Source organism: Microbispora sp. NPDC049633, assembly GCF_040675265.1.
Taxonomy (GTDB): Bacteria; Actinomycetota; Actinomycetes; order Streptosporangiales; family Streptosporangiaceae; genus Microbispora; species Microbispora maris.
Map to the genome: position 1 here is coordinate 33,953 of NZ_JBFAOO010000003.1, position 21,172 is coordinate 55,124.

Below are 21,172 nucleotides of genomic sequence, written 5' to 3' on the forward strand. Positions count from 1 at the left end.
ATCTTACTTACGGGTTGGTCTCGGACGAGCGCCGGCGGGCGAGAGCGAGGCTTGTCAGCGTCGTGATCGCCATGGCGCCGATGCCGACCAGCGCCGCGGTGGTGTAGGCGCTGTCGTCGGGGAAGAGGCGGCCGGGGCCGGTGCCCGCGGCGAGGATCAGGCCGCCGATGGCGCTGCCCAGGGAGTACCCGACGCTGCGGACGACGTAGTTGAAGCTCATGGCGCTCGACGTCTCGCTCTTGGGGGTGACGGCCAGGATGACGCCGGGCATCGCGGCCGAGAAGCCGCCGACGCCGAAGCCGAGCACGCCCATCGCCGCGAACAGTTCGGCCAGGTCCGACCGGGCCGCCGCGAACAGCGCGAACCCGCCGCCGACCACGACGGCGCTGCCGGCCAGGAGCAGGGGGTCGGCGATCCGCGTCCGGACCCGCGACGTGAGCTTGCCGGCGACGAACCCCAGCACCGAGAACGGGATGAGGACCAGCCCGGCGACGAAGGTCGTCAGCCCGAAGCCGTAGCCCACGCCGCGCGGCGTCTGCGCGTACCGGGTGATGAGCGTGAGCAGGAGGTACATGCCGATCCCGCCGACGAACATGGCGAGGTTCGCCCCGGCGACCGCCGGGTGCCGCACCGCCCGCACATCGACCAAGGGCGTCGTGCTGCGCAGCTCGATGACGGCCCAGACGCAGAGCAGCACCACGGCGACGACGGCGAGGCCCGCCGCCACGGCGAGGTGCCGGCTCCACAGATCCCGTTCGCCGGCGAGGAACAGCACCAGGAGCAGCGCAGCGGCCAGGACGACCGCGCCTGCCACGTCCATGTGGGCGGAGCGGCCTTCGGGGGCTTCGGGCATGGAGCGCCACGCGGTCAGGAGGGCGGCGGCGGTGACGACCAGGCCGAGGCCGTAGGCGGCCCGTACCCCGCCGAGCTCGGCGAGCAGTGCGGCCAGCGGGTAGCCGACGCCGGCCCCGATGATCGAGACAACCGAGACCAGGGCGATCACGGCCGCGCCGCGCTCCTCGGGGAGGTGGTCCCGGGCCACGCCCATCATCAGCGCCGTCAGCCCCAGCCCGACGCCCTGCGCCGCCCTGCCGGCCAGCAGCCAGGCGAACGGCAGCGGCAGCACGGTGAGCGCGCTGCCGGCGACGACGACCGCCAGCGTGGCGAGGATCGTGGCTCGCCGGTGCGGGCCGGCTCCGAGCCGGCCCAGGACCGGCGTGGCGACGGCGCCGCTGAGCAGCGCGACGGTCAGCGTCCACTGCGCGCTGCCGAGCGAGACGTGGAACGAGGTCGCCACACTGGTGATGAGCGGCGTCCCGAGGCTGGCGACCGCCGCCACGACCAGAGCGATGAACATCAGGGCGGGGACCAGCAGCCGCGCCTCGGAACGCGCCACCGGGAACGCCTTCGCCGCGACCCCGTCGACCGGCTGCCCGGTCACTGCTTCGGCCCTTCGCGGTCCTGGCTTTCGAGCTCTGCCAGATGCCGCAGCGCAGGAAGGGCCGCCACCAGCGCCTCGACCTCGTCGCCGGTGAGCTCGCCGATCAACCGCTCGAACGCGTGGACGCCCGCCTGGCGCCGCGTCCGGACATAGGAGGCGCCGGCCTCGGTCAGGCACACCAGCGTGACCCGCTTGTCGGACGCGTCGCTCCGCCGCTCGACCAGGCCGGACTCCTCCAGTACCCGGACCAGGGCGGTCATCGCGGGCTGGGTGACGCCCTCGACCGCGGCCAGATCGGTGATGCGCCGCGGGCCGGTCCGGTCCAGGGTGGCCAGGGTGGCGGCGGACGTCAGGCTCATGTCCCGGGGCAGGCGTCTCACGGCCCTGGTGGCCAGGCCGTAGAGGGCTGCCCCGATGGCGGCGGACGCGCCAGGAGCGGCGTCTTGACCACTCATGCTCGAAGCATAACATATTTATATTCATAGTTTATGGAAATGGTCTGCCAGCCGGTCCGGCTTCGCCCGCAGCGGCTCCAGCGTGCCCCGCACCTCGACCGGCAGGCCGAGCACCTGTTGATCAAGACAGTGGTGCAGCTCCGGTTTTCGTTCCGATGTTCCTCAACCCCGGGAGGCCAGGCCGTCCGGGGCGCCCGCGGCGGCGTCGGAGCCGGCCAGACGCGCGTACGGTCCCCTCGCGCGCAGCAGACCGGCGTGGGTGCCGGCCTCCACGACCCGGCCGCCGTCCATGACGAGGATGAGGTCGGCGTCCCGCACGGTGCTCAGCCGGTGCGCGATCACAATGCGGGTCATGTCCAGCCGGGCGAGGTTGGCCTCGATCGCCGCCTCCGTCGTCGTGTCCAGGTGGCTGGTGGCCTCGTCCAGGAGCAGCACCTTCGGCCGGGACAGCAGGGCCCGCGCGAGGGCGACGCGCTGCCGCTGCCCCCCGGACAGGCCGCCTCCCTCCGCGAGCATCGTCCCGTAGCCCATCGGCATGGCCATGACGTCGTCGTGGACGCATGCCAGCCGGGCCGCCTCGGCGATGTCCTCCACCGACGCGTCGGGCGCGTTGAGCGCGATGTTCTCGGCGATCGTGCCGGTGAACAGCACGGGATCCTGCGGCACCACCGCGAACTGGCGGCGTAGCGCGCCGGGGTCGAACCGGGAGGCGGGGAGGCCGTCGTAGCGGATCTCCCCCTCGACCGGGGTGAAGAGCCCGAGCAGCAGCCGGGCGAGGGTCGTCTTGCCCGAGCCGGACCGACCCACCAGGGCGATCTTCTGGCCGGCCGCCACCTCCAGGCTGACGTCCCGCACCACCCACGGCGCGCCGGCCGCGTAGCGGAAGCCCACGTCTTCGGCGCTGACGCGGCCGCTCAGCCGGGCGGTCACCGGGTTCGCGGGGACGGGCTCCGCCTCGGCCCCCCAGACGTCGGCCAGCCGTTCGACGTACGGACGCGCGGATTGGAGCCCCTGGAGACCGCCGACGAGCGAGGACAGCAGGGACAGCGCGACGGCCGCCAGAGCCTGCAGCGCGAGCATCTCTCCCAGGGACATCTCCCCGGCCACGACCTGTCGGGCCCCGATCCACACCAGGACCAGCGGGGCCGTGAACCTGAGCGCGTCCAGCACCGCCTGTCGCAGGCCCTGGGCCCGGCCGCTGCGCCTGGCCCGGTTCACATATGTCCCGAGCAGCCTCGTCCACCGATGCCGGATGCGGGGTTCGGAGCCCGACGCCTTCACCGTCTCGATGCCCCGCACCACCTCGACGAGCCGGCCCTGGACGTCGCTGCGCGTGTCCGCCTCGCGGCGCGCGAGGTCGGCCACGTGCCGCCGGGTCGCCAGCAGCAGGGTGATCTGGGCCGCCGCGAAGGCCAGGAGGCAGGCGCCGGTCAGCGGATTGCGCACGGCCACCGTCGCCAGGTATCCCAAGGCCAGCGGCCCGTCGAACACCGCGAGGAGGGCCTGGCCGATCACGATCTCCCTGATCAGCACGGTTCCCATGACCTTGTTGGACAGGTCCACCGAGCTCCGCCCGGTGAAGAACCGGAACGGCGCCGCGAGCAGCCGCGTCGCAGTGGTCGCCAGCAGGTCGGCGTCCGCACGGACGCGCAGGGTCGCGAGCGTCGCCGCCCGTAGGACTCCGACCGCCGCGTGCGCGGCGAAGACCGCGACCACACCCGCCCCGAGAGAGGCGATCAGGTCGCGCTCGCCCGCGAGGACCACCCGGTCGACGATCAGTTCCGTCAGGATGGGAAGCGCGAGCCCGAACCCCTGCACCATGACGCTGAGCAGTGCCAGCAGGGCGACCAGGGACCGCCGGGCGGCGAAGGCGGTGCGGACGAGCTGGAGCCACGCGCGGCCCGGCCTGTCGCCGAACCGCCCGCGCGCGAAACCCGGCCCCGGCGCGAAGACGAGCACCACCTCGGCGAAGGACTCGGCGAACTCCTCCTCGCTGATGCGGTGACGCCCCACTCCCGGGTCCACGACCTCGACACGGCCGCGCCGCACGCCCTCCAGGACGACGAAGTGGCGCGACTCCCAATAGACCACGGCGGGGAGGGGGACGTGACGGATCCTGTCCGCCGGGAGGGAGAACGCCCGGGCGGTGAGGCCCCGCCGACGCGCCGCCTGGATGATCGACAGGGCGTTCGCGCCGTCTCGCCCGACGCCCATCTCGTCGGCGAGCGCGCGGACCGTGGTGTGGTGCCCGTACGTCCCGAGGATCATGGCGAGGCAGGCCGCGCCGCATTCGGTCATGGAGTCCTGATACTTCAGCGGAACTCTCGTGCGAACGAACCTCATGGACCCCGGAGTGTTCCCCGGCCCACTGGGGATCCGCTTGCATCGCCTCGCGTGACTTCACGGTCCGCGCGCCGGCGCGGCCCTTCGTGAAGATCCGGAAACCGGCCTCCACCTCGGGTTGCAGTGGCCCGCAAGCCATGCTCAGCCTGCCCGCAAGGCGATCACAAGATCTTCCGTCGAGCCTGGGCGGCACGGGAGCCGCCCGGCTCCCCGGGAAAAGGAGGTGGCCCGCATGGGCAAGGCACCGCGCACGGAACTGCGCGATATCTCGGAGATCGGCACCGAGCTGGACGAGAGCCGGCTCCAGGGCATCAACGGCGGGATGTACTCGGACGGGGCGTTCAGCCTCACCGGCTGGGCCGGCACCCGCGACGACGTGTACTGCTAGGACAAGGGAGACACCGACATGACGGCGCGAACCGTACTCACCGACATCGACGCGATCGGCGCCGAGCTCGACGAGGAGTCCCTGCGGGGGATCAGCGGCGGGATGTGGCCCGAGTACAACACGGGCTCGTACGCCAACAACATGTGCTCCTGGGACGACATCGCCCTCTGAGCACCGGCGGTGGGAGCACCCCGGCGGTGCTCCCACCCTCCCCGACGACCACGAAAGGCCCCGCGATGCCCTCGCCGCACGTCCTCATCCTCACCGGTGCGGACGACCCCCACGCCGATCGGGTGGGCGCGATGCTCACCGGTCGCGGAGCGCGGGTCACCGTCTTCGACCCCGGCGACTTCCCCGTCACCTGGCGGGTGGACCTGACGTACGCGGCGGACGGCCTCCTGCGGCGCGTCCTGCGCGACGGGAAGCAGGAGATCGCCCTCGACACGGTCACCGCGGTGTGGTGGCGCCGCCCCACCCCGCCCGCGCCGCACGCCGAGATAGCCGACCCGGCGGTCGCCGCGCATGCGGGCAAGGAGTGTCAGAGCCTGCTCGGGGACCTGTGGGAGCACCTGCCGTGCCCGCAACTGCCCGCGCGCGAGTCGGTCTGGCGCCGGTCCGGCCAGAAGGCGTCCCAGCTCGCCCTCGCGGCCGAGCTCGGCTTCGCCATACCGGAAACCCTGATCACCACGGACCCGGAGGCGTTCCTCGACTTCCACGAGCGGCACGAGGGCCGGATCATCACCAAGTCGTTCCACATCCCCTTCATCGAAGGGGTCGGAGACGGCCTCACGGTGACACGGCTGAGCGATCCCGTGTCGCCACGCGACCTGGCGTACGCCGACGGGCTGCGGTTCTGCCCCATGATCGTGCAGGAGCAGGTGCCGAAGCGTCTGGAACTACGCGTCACCATCGTGGGCCGCCGGATATTCGCCGCCGAGATCCACTCTCAGGTGTCCAACCGGTCCAGCGTCGACTGGCGGCGCTACGACACCCGGGTCACCCCGCACCGCCCGCACCGCCTGCCGGACGAGGTGGCCGCCCGCTGCCTCGCCCTCATGGAGCGCCTCGGCCTCGAGTACGGCGCGATCGACCTCATCCTCACCCCGGACGACCGCCACGTGTTCCTCGAGGTGAACCCCAACGCGCAGTGGTTGTGGGTGGAGTACCTCACCGGCCTTCCGATAAGCGAGGCCGTCTGCGACCACCTCCTCCAAGGAGCCTGACGTGCCGATCTTCTCCGACCACCTGCTGACCGACGTCCTGGCCTTCTTGCGGCGAATCGGCGACGTGGAGCCGGCCGAGGCGAGACGGCTGCTGGGCGGCCTGCGCGCCGAGCACCCGGGCGTGCCCATGCGCCTGGTGTGGCAGCGCGACCACCCCGGCGGGAGCCGCCACTACGACATGCTGATCTCCGCGCCGGACGGCACGGTATCGGTCGCCTTCGCGCCGGCCCGGGCGATCCCGTGGCCGCTGCGCGGCAGCCACAACGCGGGCGAGCAGGTCGTGGTCCGCGTCGACGGCGTGGACGTCAAGATGGAGCAGGCCATGGCCGTGCTGGACGGGCTCTGGGGCGACTCCTCCCTGGCGGTCCGGCTGGTGAACGCCGCCCTGGTAGAGCAGGAGCTGGAGCGCGATCCGATCGAGCTGTCCGCAGAGGAACTCCAGAACGCCGTGGACGCCTTCCGCCGGGCCCGGGGGTTGCTCACGGTGGAGGCCACCCGGGAGTGGATGACGGAACGTGGGCTCGACCACGCCACACTGGAGGAGCTCGTCCGCCAGGAGGCCGCCATCGCCGGACTGCGCCGGCGCGTGACCGGCGACGCGGCCGGGCTGTTCGCCGCCGCTCCGGGCGACTACGACCGGCTGTGTGTGGTGCGAGCGCGGTACGCCCGGCCGGAGGACGCCGAGGCCGGGGTCGCCCGGCTCCGGGAGGCGGGACGGTCCGCACGGACGGATGATCTGCTGGCCGTGGCCGCCGCCGAGGCGTTCGAGCACGGCGCGGACGTCCGCCTGGCGCTGGCGTTCCGCTGCGACCTCGGACCGGACGCCGCCGAGGCCAGGGCCGGGGACGTGCTCGCCGGGGCCGGAGGGGAGCCGGTGGTCGCCTGCGTGCTCGCGGTCCGGCCGGCCGTGTTCGACGACGAGACCCGGCGGGCTGTCGAGAAGCGGATCTTCGATCGCTGGCTGACCGCCCGGCGCCGTGAGGCGAGCGTCGAGTGGATGTGGGGCACTGCGCGGCGGACCGACTCGGTCACCCGGGCGCTTCGCGCGTTCACGCCGGCCGCGTCCGAAGTCCCCTGAGCGAACGCCGGCGGACGGCATGGCACTACCTGCGGCGCCTGGCCCACGCCAGCCGACGGCGGCCTCCGGCGGTGATGTCACACCCCCCTTTTTCGCCCCGGCCGCGTGCTGACGGGCCCGCATGATGGTGGAGTTCGCCGCGACCAGCCAGTCGATGTCGCCGCGGGCGTCGGCGCCGGCTTGCAGGGCCTGCAGCATGCGGGTGAAGGCTAGATCACACTGAAGACACGGCCTAGCGTGCCCTGCCGGCCTGGCTGATCGAGGACACAGGCTTCCCGCAAGGGCGGAATCACCTTACCCGGGGCGCCCCGGCAGTACTCCGGCACCTTGGGCGGCAGTGCCTGGCGGACCGGGAGGGGACCGCCCGAAGGTGGGTCCCGGCTGCGGGCGCGGCGGCGTATGCCGGGGCCGTCCCGTCCCCCGTGAGCGAGGCAGGCGCTCGACATCAAACACTGACTGTGACCTAATGATTACAGAAAGTGTTGTCGTTGTTCCGGGAAGAGGATCCATGCGTCTGCACTCTGCCGTGGCCGCCACCAGCGGCGCCCTCATGCTGGTTCTGGCGGTTCCCGGCTCCGCATCGGCCGCCACAGGCCAGTTCCGTTACTCCTACAAGACCGCCGACGGGTACGACGCCGTTGGCTTCGTCAACGACCCCCAGAGCGGGAGATGTATCGACATCAAGGGGGCCGGCTCTGACGGCAGGTCGGCCGCCTACGCGCCGAAGAACCTGACCGGCTCAACGGCCACGGTCTTCCTCGATGCCGGCTGTATGGGAGATGCCTTCTACAGCCTGCCGCCCGGCGCAGGCGCTTCAGAGCGCCTACTGCTGCGCTCCGTCGTCTTCTCCTGAAGCGCGCGCGGATTCGGGCGCCCTGGCCATCACGACCCCCGCGGAGCGGCTGGTGTGGCCGTTCCGGTCCGCACCGACAGGCTGGTCAGCCCTCGACCGACACCGCGGTGGCGTCGTGCTCGCGGAGCATGCGCAGGACGGGTGCCGGCCCTTCTTCTTGCCCTTGATGATCACAAGCTGAGCGCACTGTCACGCAGGCTGAGGTTCTGCTCGCGCAGGTGAAAGGCCACGGGGAGCATGGCGCCGTCCGTGACGGCGGCGCCGCCGATGGTCTTGCCGCGGCTGCGCGCGGACTCGCGGCCTCCAAGGGGTGCGGTCACGGATGTACTCGCGCTCCCCCGAACACCGAGGTCAGGCATACGGATTCGTTCTTCCACGCCCGTAGGCCGGCTCAACAGGCGTCTCCCACGCACCGTGAAAGGAACAGCAGTGAGCGCTACCGTGCCGCAGCATCCCCGCAGCGTTCCCGCCGTCCCCCGCCACCTGCGCCGTGCCGGGCATGCCGGTCGGGTTCTGGCAATCCTGGCGCTGAGCGCCACGGCCCTGGCCGTTCCCGCACCCGCCCAGGCCCGGGCAGCCGAGCAGGTGGCGGTGTCCCTGGGGGACAGCTTCATCTCCGGCGAGGCAGGCCGGTGGTGGGGCAACAGTACGGTGTCCGCCGCTGCGGGCTGCACCCGCGGCGGAACCGACCGGGCCGCTTATCGCAAGCGTTTGATCTGTTACTACGACCCCCAGCGGGTGTATGACGGCACGGCCGTGCACGGAGAGGGCACCGGATGTCACCGCTCCGACGTGGCCGAGATCACCGGGCTGGGCCAGGCCGGGCTCACCCCGGTCAACCTGGCCTGTTCAGGGGCGGAGACCCGGCACGTTATCAACGAGGCGTTCAAGGAGAACACCGCCCCCCAAGCCGAACTGCTTGCGCAGGTTGCCGCCACTCAGCAGGTCAAGGTGGTCGTGCTGTCGATCGGCGGCAACGACCTGAACTTGTCCGGGATGCTGCGCCGCTGCGCCGCGATGTACATGGCGGGCGACAGGCGCTCCTGCGCCTCCACAGGCGAGGGCGATCGGTTTCTCGCCGCGCTACCGGCGGTGGAGCAGCAGGTGACCCTGGCGGTTCAGGAGATCCGCCAGGTGATGAGCCAGGCGCCCGCTCGTTCCGCCGGATTTCGGCTGATCCTGCAGTCCTATCCCTCTCCGATGCCCTCCTCGGCCCGGGTGCGCTACGACGAGGGCGGCGGCGGCAAGGCCACCAAGCGTACGCTCGTGGGCGGCTGCCCGCTGTGGGACGCCGACTTCGACCTGATGCACGACACCCTGGCACCCGCGATCGACGCCATGCTGCGGCGGGTCGCCACCGCGACCGGTGCGGAGTTCCTGAGCATGCTGGGCGCCGTGGAGGGCCACGCGTTGTGCGAGCAGGGCACAAGCCAAGCCGGCCCGCTGGACGACGCCGCCAAACTGGGCGACACGATGGAATGGGTGCGGTACGGCACCGCCGGCGCGAAGATCAGCCAGGGACACCAGCAGGAGGCCATGCACCCCAACGCGTTCGGCCAGCAGGCGCTCGGCCGCTGCCTGCTGGCCCTCTACCGCAAGCCCGGCACCCAGCCCTGCAACGCGGGCACGCCCAAGGAGTCAGACCTGATCCATTTCACAGCCCGCACATAGTCCTCGACGGCACCATCATCGAACTCACCCGGCGGCCAGCGCTGCACGCGCCTCCATCCCAGGGGCCGTGTGCCTTACCGGGGGCGGTCGCGTCACCGGCCTCGATCGGGCCCATGCGTGGGGCCGGGCATCACGGTCCAGCCCGGCTACGGCGCGCACCTCACGCAGGGTTCCGGAAGCTTCTTGGTGAACCAAGGCCACGGCCGCTGCCGACCACGTTCGAGCACCAGGGCGCTGAGACGCCAGCGCGGTCTCGGCACACGATCTGCGCACCGTGGTGCCAATACGCGGAATGAGCACAGGGCCACGACGCGATGGGCGATGCCTTCGTGCACGAACTCCGGGCGGTGGCGGTGTCGTCTCTTGGTAAGGGCATAGTGGCGGATCGGTCGTTGCCGGGAGGAGGACATGTGAATACGGTGAGTAACAGGTCGATTACGCAGAGTGCAGACTACTGAAGATCGCCAGTCGGCCCGCCCGGGAAGGAAGGACGATTTCGGTTTGCCTTTGCGCGACGTCCGGTCAAAGACATCCTGTCTCAGGAGAGGAGCATCCGATGACCCGTTGGGTTCGCCTGGCCGCCGTAGCGGCGCTGGGAGCCGGGCTTGCGGCGGTTCCTGGTGCCGCACACGCCGCGCCGGCCCCCGACCCGGTGGCACGACAGCAGCGCGCGGCACGCAGCGTCGACGTCACGTTCAACAACACCACCAAATGTGTGCTGACGCTGCGCGACAAGGAGCTGGACCACGGAATCTGGGTCACACACCCCGCGCGGACTATTCAGCCCGGCGCCAGCGACAACTTCGAGACCGAGTCCGACGGCTTCATGACCGGCACCGAGGCCGCGGTGAGCTATCTGGCCAGCAACTGCACCCAGTCAGGCAAGCGGATCCGCTTCCACTGGGACAACCCCTACACGGGACGCAACAGCTACGACTGGGATCAGACCGACCAGGTCTTCGACACCGACTACACCGGTGGTAACGGCGACAACGCCTCCGTGACCGCAACGGTCTCGGCACCCGACTGATCCGCCGGCCTACCGGCTCTCACCCAGACATATCACCGACCCGGTCCCGCAGCGGCGATCCCCGCGGCCTGTTCTGGAGCCTCCTACCGGCCAGATCAGGCCGCCGGGGACGGACCGCGCCCTCCCGGGGGCCGGTCCGGGTCGCGGCAAGGCCAGCCTCCCTGTGATCCTTCATTCCCAAGGAGCGCGCTGTGACGACAGCCGACCAGACCTACCACGCCTCCCAGCCCTCCGGCACCACGCTCAAGCCGGGCGGCATCTACCTGATCAAGCAGGCCGACGGGAACAACGTGCGGGTGTACCGGCCCGAGCTGCCCAAGTGCCTACTCGACCTGGCCGCCAAGCCCGAGGCCGCCAACTACTTCCACCTGATGCCGATCAACAGCGCACGCACCATCTACTGGATCGTCAACGCCAACCGGGGCGAGCTGGTGATGCCTGAAAACCTCAGCAGCGCCGCGGACACGAACCTTGTGATCGAAACCTCCGGCCAGCAGCGAGCCTGGGCGGCCAACACCCTCACGCACTGGGCCATCGTCGGCAACGGCGTCGGCTACGAGATCACCAACGCAAGCACCAGCCTGTACGCCCGCCGCAAGAGGGCGGGCGACCCGCCGCTGGTCGTCGGAGACGACGATGAAGTCCTGGCCCGGTTCACCCTCCAAAGGGTCAATCACCTGCCCAAGGTCGAGAACTTGGCGCACATCGACACCGACCCGTCCCAGATCGGTGACGTGGACCGGCTCAAGGGCTTCCAGCAGCCCAGGATGCGCACCGACGAGGTCCTCATCGGCCAGGTCGCCATCCCCTACCTGGCAATCAACGAGCCCGGTAAGGACACCACCTGGCAGGCCAAGCACAGCCCGTACTACATCGTGCGGCGCTACGGCTACTGGCAGCAGGTGCTGTACTACGAGCACGCCGGCAACAGCAACTACACCAAGACCGAAGAGGCCTACATCGGGCTGACCACTCGCAACCAGCAGGTGGTCGAGGAGACCACCAACATCCGCGTCAGCCTCGACCTCGCGTTCTCCTACGAGGGATTCTCCTCCGCGGTCAGCTCCTCCTACGAACACGAGCTGAAGGTCACCACCACCTCCGAAGAAATCAAGGAGCAGTGGAAGAAGGTGACCGTCAGCCGGGACTTCAAAAACGACGGGAAGCGTGTCGCCCTGTGCGTTTGGTACCGCGGAGATCACTACACCGTTAACCGGATCGATTCGGCCGAAACCCTGATCGCCGACTGGCGCACCCTCACCGAGACTGGCCACATCGACGACGGGTGGCCAAAGAACTGACCATCCCGGCCTCCATGTCGACACGCCCTTCTCGCTGGCCTCGGTGTCCTGATCGCCAGCACGCCGACCTCGGCCCGAGTCGGCGATGGATGAGGTCTACGGCCAGGACCAGCGCCTGCGCGGGCTGCTGGAAGCGTGGCAGACCGGGTATGTGCTGGTGATCGCGGGCACGCCCCGGATCAGCGCGGTCGCCACCTTCGCTCCGTCAAGCGCCTTCGACGCCGACGACGAGAGGGCCGCCACATGGCATCCGATGCCGGCTGTTCCTCCTCCCGCCGAGTGTGTGCCACTCCCCCTGCATCGGCTCACCGGCACCTTCGAGCAGCGCCTGGACCGAAGGGCGCCTACGGCGGAGACCGTGGGGTTCCTCACGGACGGACCCGCGGGACCACCCGAGATCGGCGGCTGGACCCGCTTCTCCGACGGGACACCGACCGGCGTCACGACCGTTCCCCTGCTCATGGACTCATGGCCACCCCCACCTCACCGGCACTTCGGCCTCGGCGGCAGCGTGGTGACGGTCGATCTCACCGTCCATTGGAGAGGCCGGCCGGGGAACGGGTGGCACTTCGTGTGGTTCGATTCCCGCTTCCTGCGGCACGGTTACGTCGAGATCGACGGCCGCCTATGGCGCGCTGACGGCGTGCTGGTCGCGCAGAGCAGACAACTGGCGCGTTACACGCCTCCGCCCATCTGACTCCGAATATCGGCACCGCGAACGCCGCCGGCCTAGGCCGGCGGCGTTTTCGCGCGTCGGCGGACGATTGCGCCCAGTGGGACCGAAGCATGAGCCGCACCAAATCCATGGCCGATACCGTCTCACCGATCATGGCAGTTCCCAATACTGAGTCTTTTTCATCCTGAGTACGATCCGCTTCGACAGCTTCCGAAGAAGGGGGAAAACCGGGTCTGTCCAATCAACGGTGCAACTCGGTCTTGCTGGGTTCTATCGGGCGGTTGGGGTTAGGCGGCCTTCGAAGCTGCTGGCGAAGGCGTTGAGGGCGGCCTTCCATCGGGCCACCCAGCGTTTGCGGCCCTTGCCGGTCGGGTCCGAGCTCATGACGGCCATGTACACGCACTTGAGCGCGGCCTGCTCGTTGGGGAAGTGGCCGCGGGCCTTGACCGCCCGGTGGATCCGGGCGTTGACCGACTCGATCGCGTTCGTCGAGCAGATGACCCGCCGGATCTCGACATCGAAGGACAGGAACGGCACGACCTCCGCCCAGGCGTCCTGCCACAGCTTCACGATCGCCGGGTACCTACCGCCCCAGGCCTCGGCGGACTCGGCGAACCGCTCGATCGCGGCGGCCTCGGTCGGGGCGGTGTAGACCGGCCGCAGCGCCTTGGCGATGGCGTCCCAGTGCTGGCGTGCGGCGTAGCGGAAGGAAGCGCGCAGCAGGTGCACCACACAGGTCTGCACCACGGCCTGGGGCCAGACCTGCTCGATGGCCTGCGGCAGCCCTTTGAGGCCGTCGCAGACCATCTTGAGCACATCGGCGACGCCCCGGTTCTTGATCTCCGCCAGCACGTGCAGCCAGAACTTGGCGCCTCACCGCCGTCGCCGGCCCACAAACCGAGGCTGTCGCGCTCGCCGTCGGCGGTGACCGCCAAAGCGATGTAGATGGGCCGGTTGGCGACCTGCCCATCGCGGATCTTCACATGGATGGCGTCGATGGACACCACCGGGTAGACCGCATCCAGGGGGCGGTTCTGCCACTAGGTCATGCCCTCGGTCACCTTGTCCGTGATGGTGGAGATGGTCTGCTTGGACACCTGCGCCCCGTAGACCTCGGCCAGGTGCGCGGAGATCTCGCCGGTGGTCAGGCCCTTGGCCGCCAGCGAGATGACCATCTCGCTGTATTCCGGTAGCACCTCAGCTATGGACGATCCAGCTCACGGTTGCGATCCTGTGAGCCAGGATCGTTCGGCCCGGAGGGGCGGTCGACGCATGAAGCAGCAGCCGAAGGTGAAGATCGCGCAGATGGCCGGGGCGTTGACCGCCGGGGTGGCGCGCCTGCTGTGGAAGAAGATCGCCTCCCGGCGCTCCGGCCCCGAAATGGAGCCCGATTCCACCGACTCCAGGATCGTGTACTTCACCTATTCGCCGACCGTGAATTCTCCCACCGGGGAGGAGCTCATCGCCCGGAGTTCGATCAAGCTGGTTCCGGCGGGAGTTCTTGCCACCTGGAGCCGGATCAAGCGCTATCAGGATCTGACCGCTGCGGACTATGTGCTGGCCGGTGATGAAGGCGGCCGCCCGGTGGTCTGTGTGTCGCATCGATGGATCGAGACCGGGCATCCGGATCCCCAGGGCCAGCAGCTCCGGGAAATTCAGGGGCGCCTGCGAGAGCTGGCGGCCCTCGATGCCCGATACGCCGACTGCCTGGTCTTCTATGACTACAGCGCGGTGCCACAGGAGCCGCGCACCCCCGACGAGGACCTGGTGCAACAGCGGGAGATCAACGCGCTGGGCACTCTGTTCGGCACCTGCGACAAGGTGATCATCCTGTCGGAGGGCTACCGGGACTACATCGAGCGCGCCTGGTGCTTCTTCGAAGCGTTCGCGGCAACACGCGACTCCAGCTGGGACGGGGAAACAGCCACGGCGAACGTGCATTTCTTCGCCGATCAGCAGGACATCCGGACTGACCTGGAGTTCCTACTCTCGTCCATCTACCGGCGCATGTTCGGCACGGTCGTCTCCATTCGGACCTCGTTTGGCCACACCTACAAGCCGGAGCTGCGCGAGGTGCAGAACATCGCCGCGGTGTTCCAGCACTTCGGCTCATGTGGAACGACCCGGCCCGACGACAAGCCGATGCTCAAGCAGATGCTGGTCACGGAGTTCCTGACCCGCAAGAACATGACGCCCTACGCGCGACTGCTGATCGCGATCAATAAGTTCTTCGACGTCACGCTCTGCATCATGACGTCCAAGATGACGATCTGCCCCACGGTTTCCCGCATCGGCCGGACCGACATGCTCGTCCTGCAGTCGCTTGCCGTTGACGGACAGGGGGCCGGGGAGATGGAAGTGAGCCCGCTCGCGATATCGCGCGAAGACGCCGAGATCTACAAGCGAGAGCTGATCCAGGAATTCGTGCTGCGGTTGACCTGCCCGGATGGGTCCAGTCCGGAGGACCTGATTCAGACGGCCCGGGAAGCCCGAGACTGGAAGGAGTATTTCGTACCCGCCTATTCTCCGGCCGCGGATGAGTACGCCGACCGCGCTCTGGACCTGTTCCCCACCCGCGACCATGTCCTGCACACGATGCTCGCGCTCAACCTACCCTTCATCAGCCATCCGGACGGGCATGTCTATTTCCCGATCATGCAGCCGGAGAACCCCGAGTTCAGGACGGCCTTCACCTCCGTCAGCTACGACAACGACGGCAAGTCCACTCAGCTGGTGACGCTGTACCAGGTCGACGGCGCATGAATCCGGACAATACTCAGCGCGACGTCGCGCCGGCCGTGCTCGACCTGTACAAGCTGGCCGTGGAAATGGCCGACCGGCTGTCCGCGCGCCGAGGGTCGGCCAATGCGTTCTTCCTCACCGTGCAGACCACCTTCATCGCGGTGCTGGCCGTGACGGCGCCCAATCTGGCCAGGTCCCCGTGGGGTGTGGGACTCGTCGTGATGCTGGCCGGCATCGCTCTGTCGGCGACGTGGTGGCTGCAACTGCGCAGCTACCGGGACCTCAATGCGGTCAAGTTCAAGGTCATCAACAAGATCGAAGAGAATCTGCCAGTGAAGGTGTTCTCCGACGAGTGGGAGCATCTGAAGCGCGATCCCGTCCGCACGTGGCGGAATCGCTACGCCGAACTCGGGATGAGCGAACGTGCCATCCCGTGGGTGTTCGCCGCGTTGCACACCCTCATGTTCGTGGGAAGACTGTGGCAGTGAGCTACCTCAGCGACGACGCCGCGCTGATCCGGCGGTATCTGGACCGGACGGCCCAGCCACCACCGGAGTCGGATGGGCTGTTCCTGCTGTACGCCGTCCTGATGCGGGCCAAGGGCGAGCAGGTCACCGCCTCCGATGTGCACGACGCATGGACCGCGTGGACGCTCACCCGCGACCCCGGCCATCCCGCCCTTCTGCCGTTCGTTGAGCTCAGCCCGGAGATCCGCGCCCTGGACCTCCCCTACATGCGCGCCATCCACTCGGCCGCCCGGCAGCGCGCGCAGGACGGCTGAGCGCCGGATCGGTCAGCGGGTGATCGGCGATCAGCGGATGCCCAGGGCGACCAGGACCAGGCCGGACACTCGCCGGGATAGAGATCCTCGAACCATGGCTGTGACGCCAGTTGGGGGCGCCCACGCCTGGCGGCAGGTCTCTGCTGAAGCGGCTGCCCCTCCTCATGGCCGTCCAGCAGGCGCCGCATCTGCATCACCCGCTGACGAAGGGCCTGATCAGTCACATCAGCGGCCTGAGCGAGCTCGGCCATCCGCTGCAGCACCGCCCGGTGCATGGGCGGAACGACTACCGCCCCCTCCCCGATCAGGTCGTCGAACGGCATGTCGGCAGCGCGCCGGGGCCGGGGCGGGCGGCAGCCGTGGCAGTGCAGTCGTGGGCGCCCGCCCGCGGCTGACCCGCTGCGGTCGACGATGCCTCCGCACGTCCGGCTGGTGCGGTCATGCCATCGGCAATGTCACCAGCCCGCCGCGCCTGCGTCCTGGAGGGGCGGCATGGGTGGCAGTGTTGCCGAGGGCGACCGCCTCGCCGGTGGGCGCTCGATTCGATCGGACCTTGGCATGTCTGGCAGGATGCGTCGGCAGGCGGGGCTGCCGTCGGCTCCGTCACCGCGGCGGCAGTGAGCGGCCCGACCTCGGTTTCGGCGTCACCGGCCGGGCCGATCCCGCCTGGCCCACCGCCGTGCCGGTCTGCTGGGTGCTCGGCCGCAGGACGAGGGCCTTCTCGGGTTCAGCGGTGATCAGTTCGCTGATCTCGCAGCCGAGCACGGCGCAGAACGCGTCCAGCTCTTCGGGGCGCAGGACATTGGGCTGGCCCGACCACAGCCCCGACAGCTTCCCCCACGCTCATCTCCACGCCGCGCTCGGCGAGCAGTCGGCGCAGTTCGCTGGCTTTCCAGATCCCGCGGTTGGCTGCCGCCAGGCGCAGGTTCCACTTCATCGGATCAGTCCTTCCCACCGCTTGGCGGCGCGCTGCTGGCCCCGCATCACGGCGTCCTCGACAAGCGTTCCGTGCGCGTGGACATAACGCATCGTCGTGGCGAGCCATGGACGCCCCAGCAGTTCCTGGATCTGGAGGATGTCCACGCCAGCCTGGTAAAGCTGGCTCGCGCAGTAATGCCGCAGCACGTGCGGGGTCAGCCTGCCCGCCCAGGCCGGCAGGTGCCGGACGACCGCGTTCGCCAGGGCCCGGCATGGTCCTTCGGTGTCCACGCGCACGCCGGGAGCTGGCGACAGACACCGATTCGACACCGGACGCATGCGTCCGGCGGGCGACTTCGTGACCAACGAAAGGGAGCGGAAGCGATGGCGGGAGTAGTGAGTGTCGACCTCGACGAGGGCGGGGGCTCGGTGCTGGTCGAGCTGTACTCCGGGTCCGGTGTGCAACGCCTGTCCCGCAAGGGCGTCGACTTCGCGGAGGCGAAGATCTCTTTCGAGGACGCGCTGCGGGACGTCCGCGAGGCGGCGTCGGCGGCGCTGCGGCAGTTCCGGGCCATGGCGAGCCTTCCGGACGAGATCGAGATCCAGTTCGGGGTCAAACTGAACGCGGAGGCCGGAGCGATCATCGCCAAGACCAGCGCGGAAGGCCACCTGGACGTCACGATCAAGTGGCAGCGCAAGGACGACGGCCCCACGTCCCCGCGGCCCTCCGGCTGACCCCGCGCCACCGGCGCGGCCGATTTCCTAGTCGACCCCCTTGCCATGAACAGGACCCCCATGCCAGCAGTAGGCAAAGTTCTCATCGTCGGTGGCGGCATCGCCGGATCGGCCCTGGCGATCCCGCTCGCCCACGCCGGCGTCACCGTGGACATCGCGGAGATCCAGCCCGGGATCACCACGCTCGGCTCGGGCATCAACGCCCTGGGGGTGCTGCGTGACCTCGGCGTCTGGGACCCGGTCGCCGCGGCGGGCTTCCCGTTCGACTCGCTGGGGTTGCTCGCCCCGGACGGGACGCTGCTCGCGGAGATGCACGACGCGCGGAGCGGCGGCCTCGGCCTGCCCTCCGCGCTCGGCATAACCCGCCCTGCCCTGGCGGCCGTTCTCACCGACGCCGTGCGCGAGGCCGGGGCGCGGACCAGGTTCGGCGTGACCGTGGAGGCGCTCGCCGACACCGGCGACCGGGTCGGCGTGCGGCTGTCCGACGGCACCACCGGCACGTACGACCTGGTCGTGGGCGCCGACGGCATCCGCTCCGCGGTGCGCGGCCTGATCGGGATCGACGCCGCTCCGCGGCCGACCGGCCTGGGCGTCTGGCGCGTCCACACCCGTCGTCCCGCCGACGTCGAACGCACCGACCTCATGTACGGCGGTCCCTGCTTCACCGCGGCTACTGCCCGGCCGGCCCGGACACCATGTACGCCTACCTCGTGGAGAAGGCCCGCCCACGGGAGGCCGTCGGGGACAAGGTCGCGCACATGCGGGCCCTGGCCGAGGGGTACGGCGGGCCCTGGGACGAGATCCGCAAGGACATCACCGACCCGGAGCGCATCAACTACACGTGGTTCGAGTCGCTCCTGGTGGACCGGCCCTGGAAGCGCGGCCGCGTCGTGCTCATCGGCGACGCGGCGCACGCCTGCCCGCCCACCCTCGCGCAGGGGGCGGCCCAGTGCCTGGAGGACGCCACCGTCCTGGCCGAGCTGCTGCTGGCCGCCGACCGGCTCGACCGGCCGCTGTTCGACGCGTTCACGGACCGCCGGCGCGATCGGGCGAAGGCCGTGGTCGAGGCGTCCGTGCAACTCGCCTGCTGGCAGCTCGACCCGGCGCCGGACGCCGACGTGCCCGGCCTGGTCGGCCGGATCACCGCGCTCGTGACGGAGCGGCCGTGAGCCGGCGCCCTCCTCGCGGGCGGCGGTCACACGTGTGTCGCGGCGGCGAGTCCGTCGCGGACGCGCCGCGCGGCTTGTGAACACGAAGACCCCCGGCGGGGCGGGACGCCCGGCCGGGGGTTCCTCAGTCTCCTAGGGGAAGGTGGGGTACACGTCGTAGATCTGCCCGCCGACGCCGCGGTAGTTGGCACCGGCGGCCCAGAGGCCGTCGTTGATCAGGGGCTTGTAGTAGAACTGCTGCCCGATGGGGACGTTGATCCCGCACTCCCACAGGCCGGCCGACCTGCTGACGCAGTTCTGCCCGCCGGTCCAGCTCAGCGGCGCGTCGCCGCGCAGGGTGATCCGGTTGCCGGCGCCCGGGTCGTAGTGGACGCGGACCGTGGTCGTGAAGGTGGAGGTCGCCTCGATGTGCCCGCCGAGCGAAGTGCGCACCGAGGCGCCGCCGAACGACGTGGCGGTCAGCACACCGCCGTAGAGGCTGTTCGCGGCGTCGACCTGGTGCAGGGTGACGGTGACCTGCGCGGTGCCGTTGGCGGGCACCGTGACCTGGTTGGCGCTCAGGGTGAACAGGCCGGCCGGGGCGGGCGTGCCGCCGGTGGAGCCGGTGGCGGACACGGCCAGGCCCAGCGTGACAGGCGTGGCGGCGTCGTTGGTATAGGTCACGGTCTGCGTGGCCGTGGGCTGGGCGGCGGTGACCGACAGGGCCGCGCTCGGCGGGTTCGCCGTAACCTGCTGGCTCACCGCGCGGGCCGCGTCGACCCGGCCGGTGCCGTACGCGTAGGGGCTGGAGCCGGCCGCGGCCGCGGTCGTGCCCATCAGGGCGTCCTTCAGCCGCTGCGCGCCCCAGGCGGGGTGGCGTTGCTTGACGAGCGCGGCCGTCCCGGCGACGTGCGGGGTCGCCATCGAACAACCGTCCTTCGCGCCGTAGCCGCCACCGGGCACGGCCGCGGTGATGTTCACGCCGGGCGCGGTCATGTCCGGCTTCAGGCCCTGCTCCCCCACCGGGCCCCGGCTGGAGAAGTCCGCCACGGTGTCGTTCAGGTCCACCGCGCCCACGGTCAGCGCCTTGCCGGCGACGCCGATGGAACTGATGGTGGACGTGCCGGGCCCGGAGTTGCCCGAGCAGACCACGAACAGCGCGTCGTACTCCGCGGTCAGGCTGTCGATCGCCGCCGCGATCGGGTGGTCGACGCGAGCGGGGTCGCTCACGATGCTCATGCTGACGATCTTGGCACCCTGCTCGCCGACCGCCCAGTTCATCCCCGCGATGATCCAGGAGTCGTAGCCCGAGTTCCCGTCGTCGAGGACCTTGCCGACGACCAGGTCCGCGCCGGGGGCGACCCCCTTGTAGCGGCCCCCGGAGGCGGCGCCGGTCCCGGCGACGGTGGAGGCGGTGTGCGTGCCGTGTGAGTTGCCGTCCTCGACCCCGTTCGCGTTGCCGGTGAAGTCGGCGGAGGCGACGACCTGGTTCTGCAGGTCGGGGTGGTCGGTGTCGTAGCCGCTGTCCAGCACCGCGACCTTGACGCCGCTGCCGTCATACCCGCTCGCCCACGCGGTCGGCGCGCCGATGTGCGGGACACTCTGGTCGAGGCCGCCCGTCGCCCTGCCGTCGAGCCACAACTTGGTGACGCCGCCCTGCAGGCCCGAGGGCTTGGCCGAGCCGCCGGTGAGGCCGCGCCAGCCCTCGTGCGCGGCCTTCTTCCCGATGGCGAACGCGCTGATGCCCAGGCGGGGGAATGCGAGGCGCCGCTTGGCCGCGCCGTCGAAGACGGCCCGGGCCCGCTCGGCGTTCTCCGAGGTCGCGCTCTTGCGGTAGGTGGTCATGACCGGGATGGCCTGGCTGTGCTCGTCGTCATAGCCGTCCGCGATCAGCGTGCCCACCTCGAAGAGCTGGGGGTCGAGCCGGCCCGCCCGGATGAGGGAGGCCGCGTCCGACGGGACCACCGACACCTGGTCGCCCCGGTCGGTGACGGCGAAGGTGACGCCGGTGCGGCCCTCGCCCGGCTCGACCGACAGGACGCGCAGGTCGTGGCTCTCCAGACGCGCACGCACCGTGTCGCCGGTGACGAGCGTGACGGTGTGGTCTCCGGCCGCCGGCGCCGCGGCGGCTCCCGTCGCCGCGGAAGGACCGGAGGTGCCAGAGGAGGCTGAGGGAGTCGAGGGGCTTGGGGGCACGGTCTGCGCCGCGGCGGACGCGGCGAGCGGGCCGAGGAGGGCGGCCGCCGTGAGGACGGCGGCCACGGATGAACTTCGCAAGGGTTGTCTCCCGAGTGGTCGAGATGATCACTACGCGAAACAGGCTAAGTTTTTCCGCGAAGTTCTGAAATTTGCGAAATCCGTGTTGTTCGACAGAGTCCGCGATCAGAAA

Annotated in this window: 22 protein-coding genes and 2 pseudogenes; 16 read left to right on the forward strand and 8 right to left on the reverse strand. The window is 70.1% G+C overall.

What is annotated here, in order from left to right:
* Positions 1-7: 7 nt before the first annotated feature.
* The 3 genes from AB0J39_RS01775 to AB0J39_RS01785 form a co-directional block, all read right to left on the reverse strand.
* Positions 8-1,441, reverse strand: coding sequence for an MFS transporter (locus tag AB0J39_RS01775; RefSeq protein ID WP_363460739.1), 1,434 nt, complete (start codon positions 1,439-1,441; stop codon positions 8-10).
* A complete protein-coding gene (locus tag AB0J39_RS01780) occupies positions 1,438-1,896 on the reverse strand; it encodes a MarR family transcriptional regulator (protein WP_363460741.1) in 459 nt (152 codons plus the stop codon). Before AB0J39_RS01780 ends, AB0J39_RS01775 begins: the two co-directional genes overlap by 4 nt.
* Before the next feature lie 162 nt (positions 1,897-2,058).
* Entirely contained in the window at positions 2,059-4,239 is a 2,181-nt protein-coding gene (locus AB0J39_RS01785; RefSeq protein ID WP_363460743.1) for a peptidase domain-containing ABC transporter, read from the reverse strand.
* Positions 4,240-4,471: 232 nt separating this feature from the next.
* Here AB0J39_RS01785 and AB0J39_RS01790 point away from each other — a divergent pair, with 232 nt between their 5' ends.
* The 5 genes from AB0J39_RS01790 to AB0J39_RS01810 all read left to right on the forward strand — a co-directional run bounded on the left by AB0J39_RS01790 (position 4,472) and on the right by AB0J39_RS01810 (position 7,781).
* The gene (locus tag AB0J39_RS01790; RefSeq protein WP_363460745.1) at positions 4,472-4,627 is read left to right on the forward strand and encodes a hypothetical protein; all 156 of its coding nucleotides are present in this window, start codon (positions 4,472-4,474) and stop codon (positions 4,625-4,627) included.
* Positions 4,628-4,645: 18 nt separating this feature from the next.
* A complete protein-coding gene (locus AB0J39_RS01795) occupies positions 4,646-4,798 on the forward strand; it encodes a hypothetical protein (protein ID WP_363460747.1) in 153 nt (50 codons plus the stop codon).
* Positions 4,799-4,863: 65 nt separating this feature from the next.
* Positions 4,864-5,850: an MvdC/MvdD family ATP grasp protein gene (locus AB0J39_RS01800; protein WP_363460749.1), complete on the forward strand. Its 987-nt coding sequence runs from the start codon at positions 4,864-4,866 to the stop codon at positions 5,848-5,850.
* Position 5,851: 1 nt separating this feature from the next.
* On the forward strand, positions 5,852-6,928 hold the full coding sequence (locus AB0J39_RS01805) for a TIGR04500 family putative peptide maturation system protein (protein ID WP_363460751.1): 1,077 nt from the start codon (positions 5,852-5,854) through the stop codon (positions 6,926-6,928).
* Positions 6,929-7,436: 508 nt separating this feature from the next.
* Positions 7,437-7,781 carry a hypothetical protein gene (locus tag AB0J39_RS01810; RefSeq protein ID WP_363460753.1) on the forward strand — a complete coding sequence of 115 codons (345 nt, stop codon included), beginning with the start codon at positions 7,437-7,439 and terminating at the stop codon, positions 7,779-7,781.
* 170 nt (positions 7,782-7,951) lie between these two features.
* Here AB0J39_RS01810 and AB0J39_RS01815 read toward each other — a convergent pair whose 3' ends face one another.
* Positions 7,952-8,101 carry a hypothetical protein gene (locus AB0J39_RS01815; RefSeq protein WP_363460755.1) on the reverse strand — a complete coding sequence of 50 codons (150 nt, stop codon included), beginning with the start codon at positions 8,099-8,101 and terminating at the stop codon, positions 7,952-7,954.
* A gap of 109 nt (positions 8,102-8,210) precedes the next feature.
* Here AB0J39_RS01815 and AB0J39_RS01820 point away from each other — a divergent pair, with 109 nt between their 5' ends.
* From AB0J39_RS01820 to AB0J39_RS01835, 4 genes are all read left to right on the forward strand, one after another.
* Complete coding sequence (locus AB0J39_RS01820; RefSeq protein ID WP_363460757.1) at positions 8,211-9,452, forward strand: GDSL-type esterase/lipase family protein; 1,242 nt, start codon at positions 8,211-8,213, stop codon at positions 9,450-9,452.
* Positions 9,453-10,008: 556 nt separating this feature from the next.
* On the forward strand, positions 10,009-10,482 hold the full coding sequence (locus tag AB0J39_RS01825; RefSeq protein WP_363460759.1) for an aegerolysin family protein: 474 nt from the start codon (positions 10,009-10,011) through the stop codon (positions 10,480-10,482).
* Positions 10,483-10,673: 191 nt separating this feature from the next.
* A complete protein-coding gene (locus AB0J39_RS01830) occupies positions 10,674-11,783 on the forward strand; it encodes a hypothetical protein (RefSeq protein WP_363460761.1) in 1,110 nt (369 codons plus the stop codon).
* A gap of 85 nt (positions 11,784-11,868) precedes the next feature.
* Positions 11,869-12,480, forward strand: a complete 612-nt coding sequence (locus AB0J39_RS01835) for a thioesterase family protein (protein WP_363460763.1) — start codon at positions 11,869-11,871, stop codon at positions 12,478-12,480.
* A gap of 249 nt (positions 12,481-12,729) precedes the next feature.
* Here AB0J39_RS01835 and AB0J39_RS01840 read toward each other — a convergent pair.
* Positions 12,730-13,637, reverse strand: a pseudogene (locus tag AB0J39_RS01840) (IS256 family transposase); the annotation flags it as partial.
* Between the two features lie 94 nt (positions 13,638-13,731).
* On the opposite strand from AB0J39_RS01840, the gene AB0J39_RS01845 reads away from it, so the two are divergent.
* From AB0J39_RS01845 to AB0J39_RS01860, 4 genes are all read left to right on the forward strand, one after another.
* Entirely contained in the window at positions 13,732-15,222 is a 1,491-nt protein-coding gene (locus AB0J39_RS01845; protein WP_363460765.1) for a hypothetical protein, read from the forward strand.
* A complete protein-coding gene (locus tag AB0J39_RS01850) occupies positions 15,219-15,689 on the forward strand; it encodes a hypothetical protein (protein ID WP_363460767.1) in 471 nt (156 codons plus the stop codon). The genes AB0J39_RS01845 and AB0J39_RS01850 overlap by 4 nt, the downstream gene beginning before the upstream one ends.
* Positions 15,686-15,982, forward strand: coding sequence for a hypothetical protein (locus tag AB0J39_RS01855; protein WP_363460769.1), 297 nt, complete (start codon positions 15,686-15,688; stop codon positions 15,980-15,982). The genes AB0J39_RS01850 and AB0J39_RS01855 overlap by 4 nt, the downstream gene beginning before the upstream one ends.
* Before the next feature lie 164 nt (positions 15,983-16,146).
* The gene (locus AB0J39_RS01860) at positions 16,147-16,377 is read left to right on the forward strand and encodes a hypothetical protein (RefSeq protein WP_363460771.1); all 231 of its coding nucleotides are present in this window, start codon (positions 16,147-16,149) and stop codon (positions 16,375-16,377) included.
* A 208-nt stretch (positions 16,378-16,585) separates the two neighbouring features.
* Here the strand turns inward: AB0J39_RS01860 and AB0J39_RS01865 are convergent, their stop codons facing one another.
* Entirely contained in the window at positions 16,586-16,813 is a 228-nt protein-coding gene (locus AB0J39_RS01865) for a helix-turn-helix transcriptional regulator (RefSeq protein WP_363460860.1), read from the reverse strand.
* Between the two features lie 102 nt (positions 16,814-16,915).
* Positions 16,916-17,191: a tyrosine-type recombinase/integrase gene (locus AB0J39_RS01870; RefSeq protein WP_363460773.1), complete on the reverse strand. Its 276-nt coding sequence runs from the start codon at positions 17,189-17,191 to the stop codon at positions 16,916-16,918.
* A gap of 93 nt (positions 17,192-17,284) precedes the next feature.
* On the opposite strand from AB0J39_RS01870, the gene AB0J39_RS01875 reads away from it, so the two are divergent.
* The 3 genes and pseudogenes from AB0J39_RS01875 (at position 17,285) to AB0J39_RS01885 (ending at position 18,804) form a co-directional block, all read left to right on the forward strand.
* A complete protein-coding gene (locus tag AB0J39_RS01875; protein WP_363460775.1) occupies positions 17,285-17,635 on the forward strand; it encodes a CU044_2847 family protein in 351 nt (116 codons plus the stop codon).
* A 60-nt stretch (positions 17,636-17,695) separates the two neighbouring features.
* Positions 17,696-18,151: pseudogene (locus AB0J39_RS01880) on the forward strand (FAD-dependent monooxygenase); the annotation flags it as partial.
* A 179-nt stretch (positions 18,152-18,330) separates the two neighbouring features.
* The gene (locus AB0J39_RS01885; protein WP_363460777.1) at positions 18,331-18,804 is read left to right on the forward strand and encodes an FAD-dependent monooxygenase; all 474 of its coding nucleotides are present in this window, start codon (positions 18,331-18,333) and stop codon (positions 18,802-18,804) included.
* Positions 18,805-18,936: 132 nt separating this feature from the next.
* On the opposite strand, the gene AB0J39_RS01890 is transcribed toward AB0J39_RS01885, so the two are convergent.
* Positions 18,937-21,060 (reverse strand): S8 family serine peptidase, encoded by a 2,124-nt coding sequence (locus tag AB0J39_RS01890; RefSeq protein ID WP_363460779.1) that lies wholly within the window; start codon positions 21,058-21,060, stop codon positions 18,937-18,939.
* Positions 21,061-21,172 lie beyond the last annotated feature (112 nt).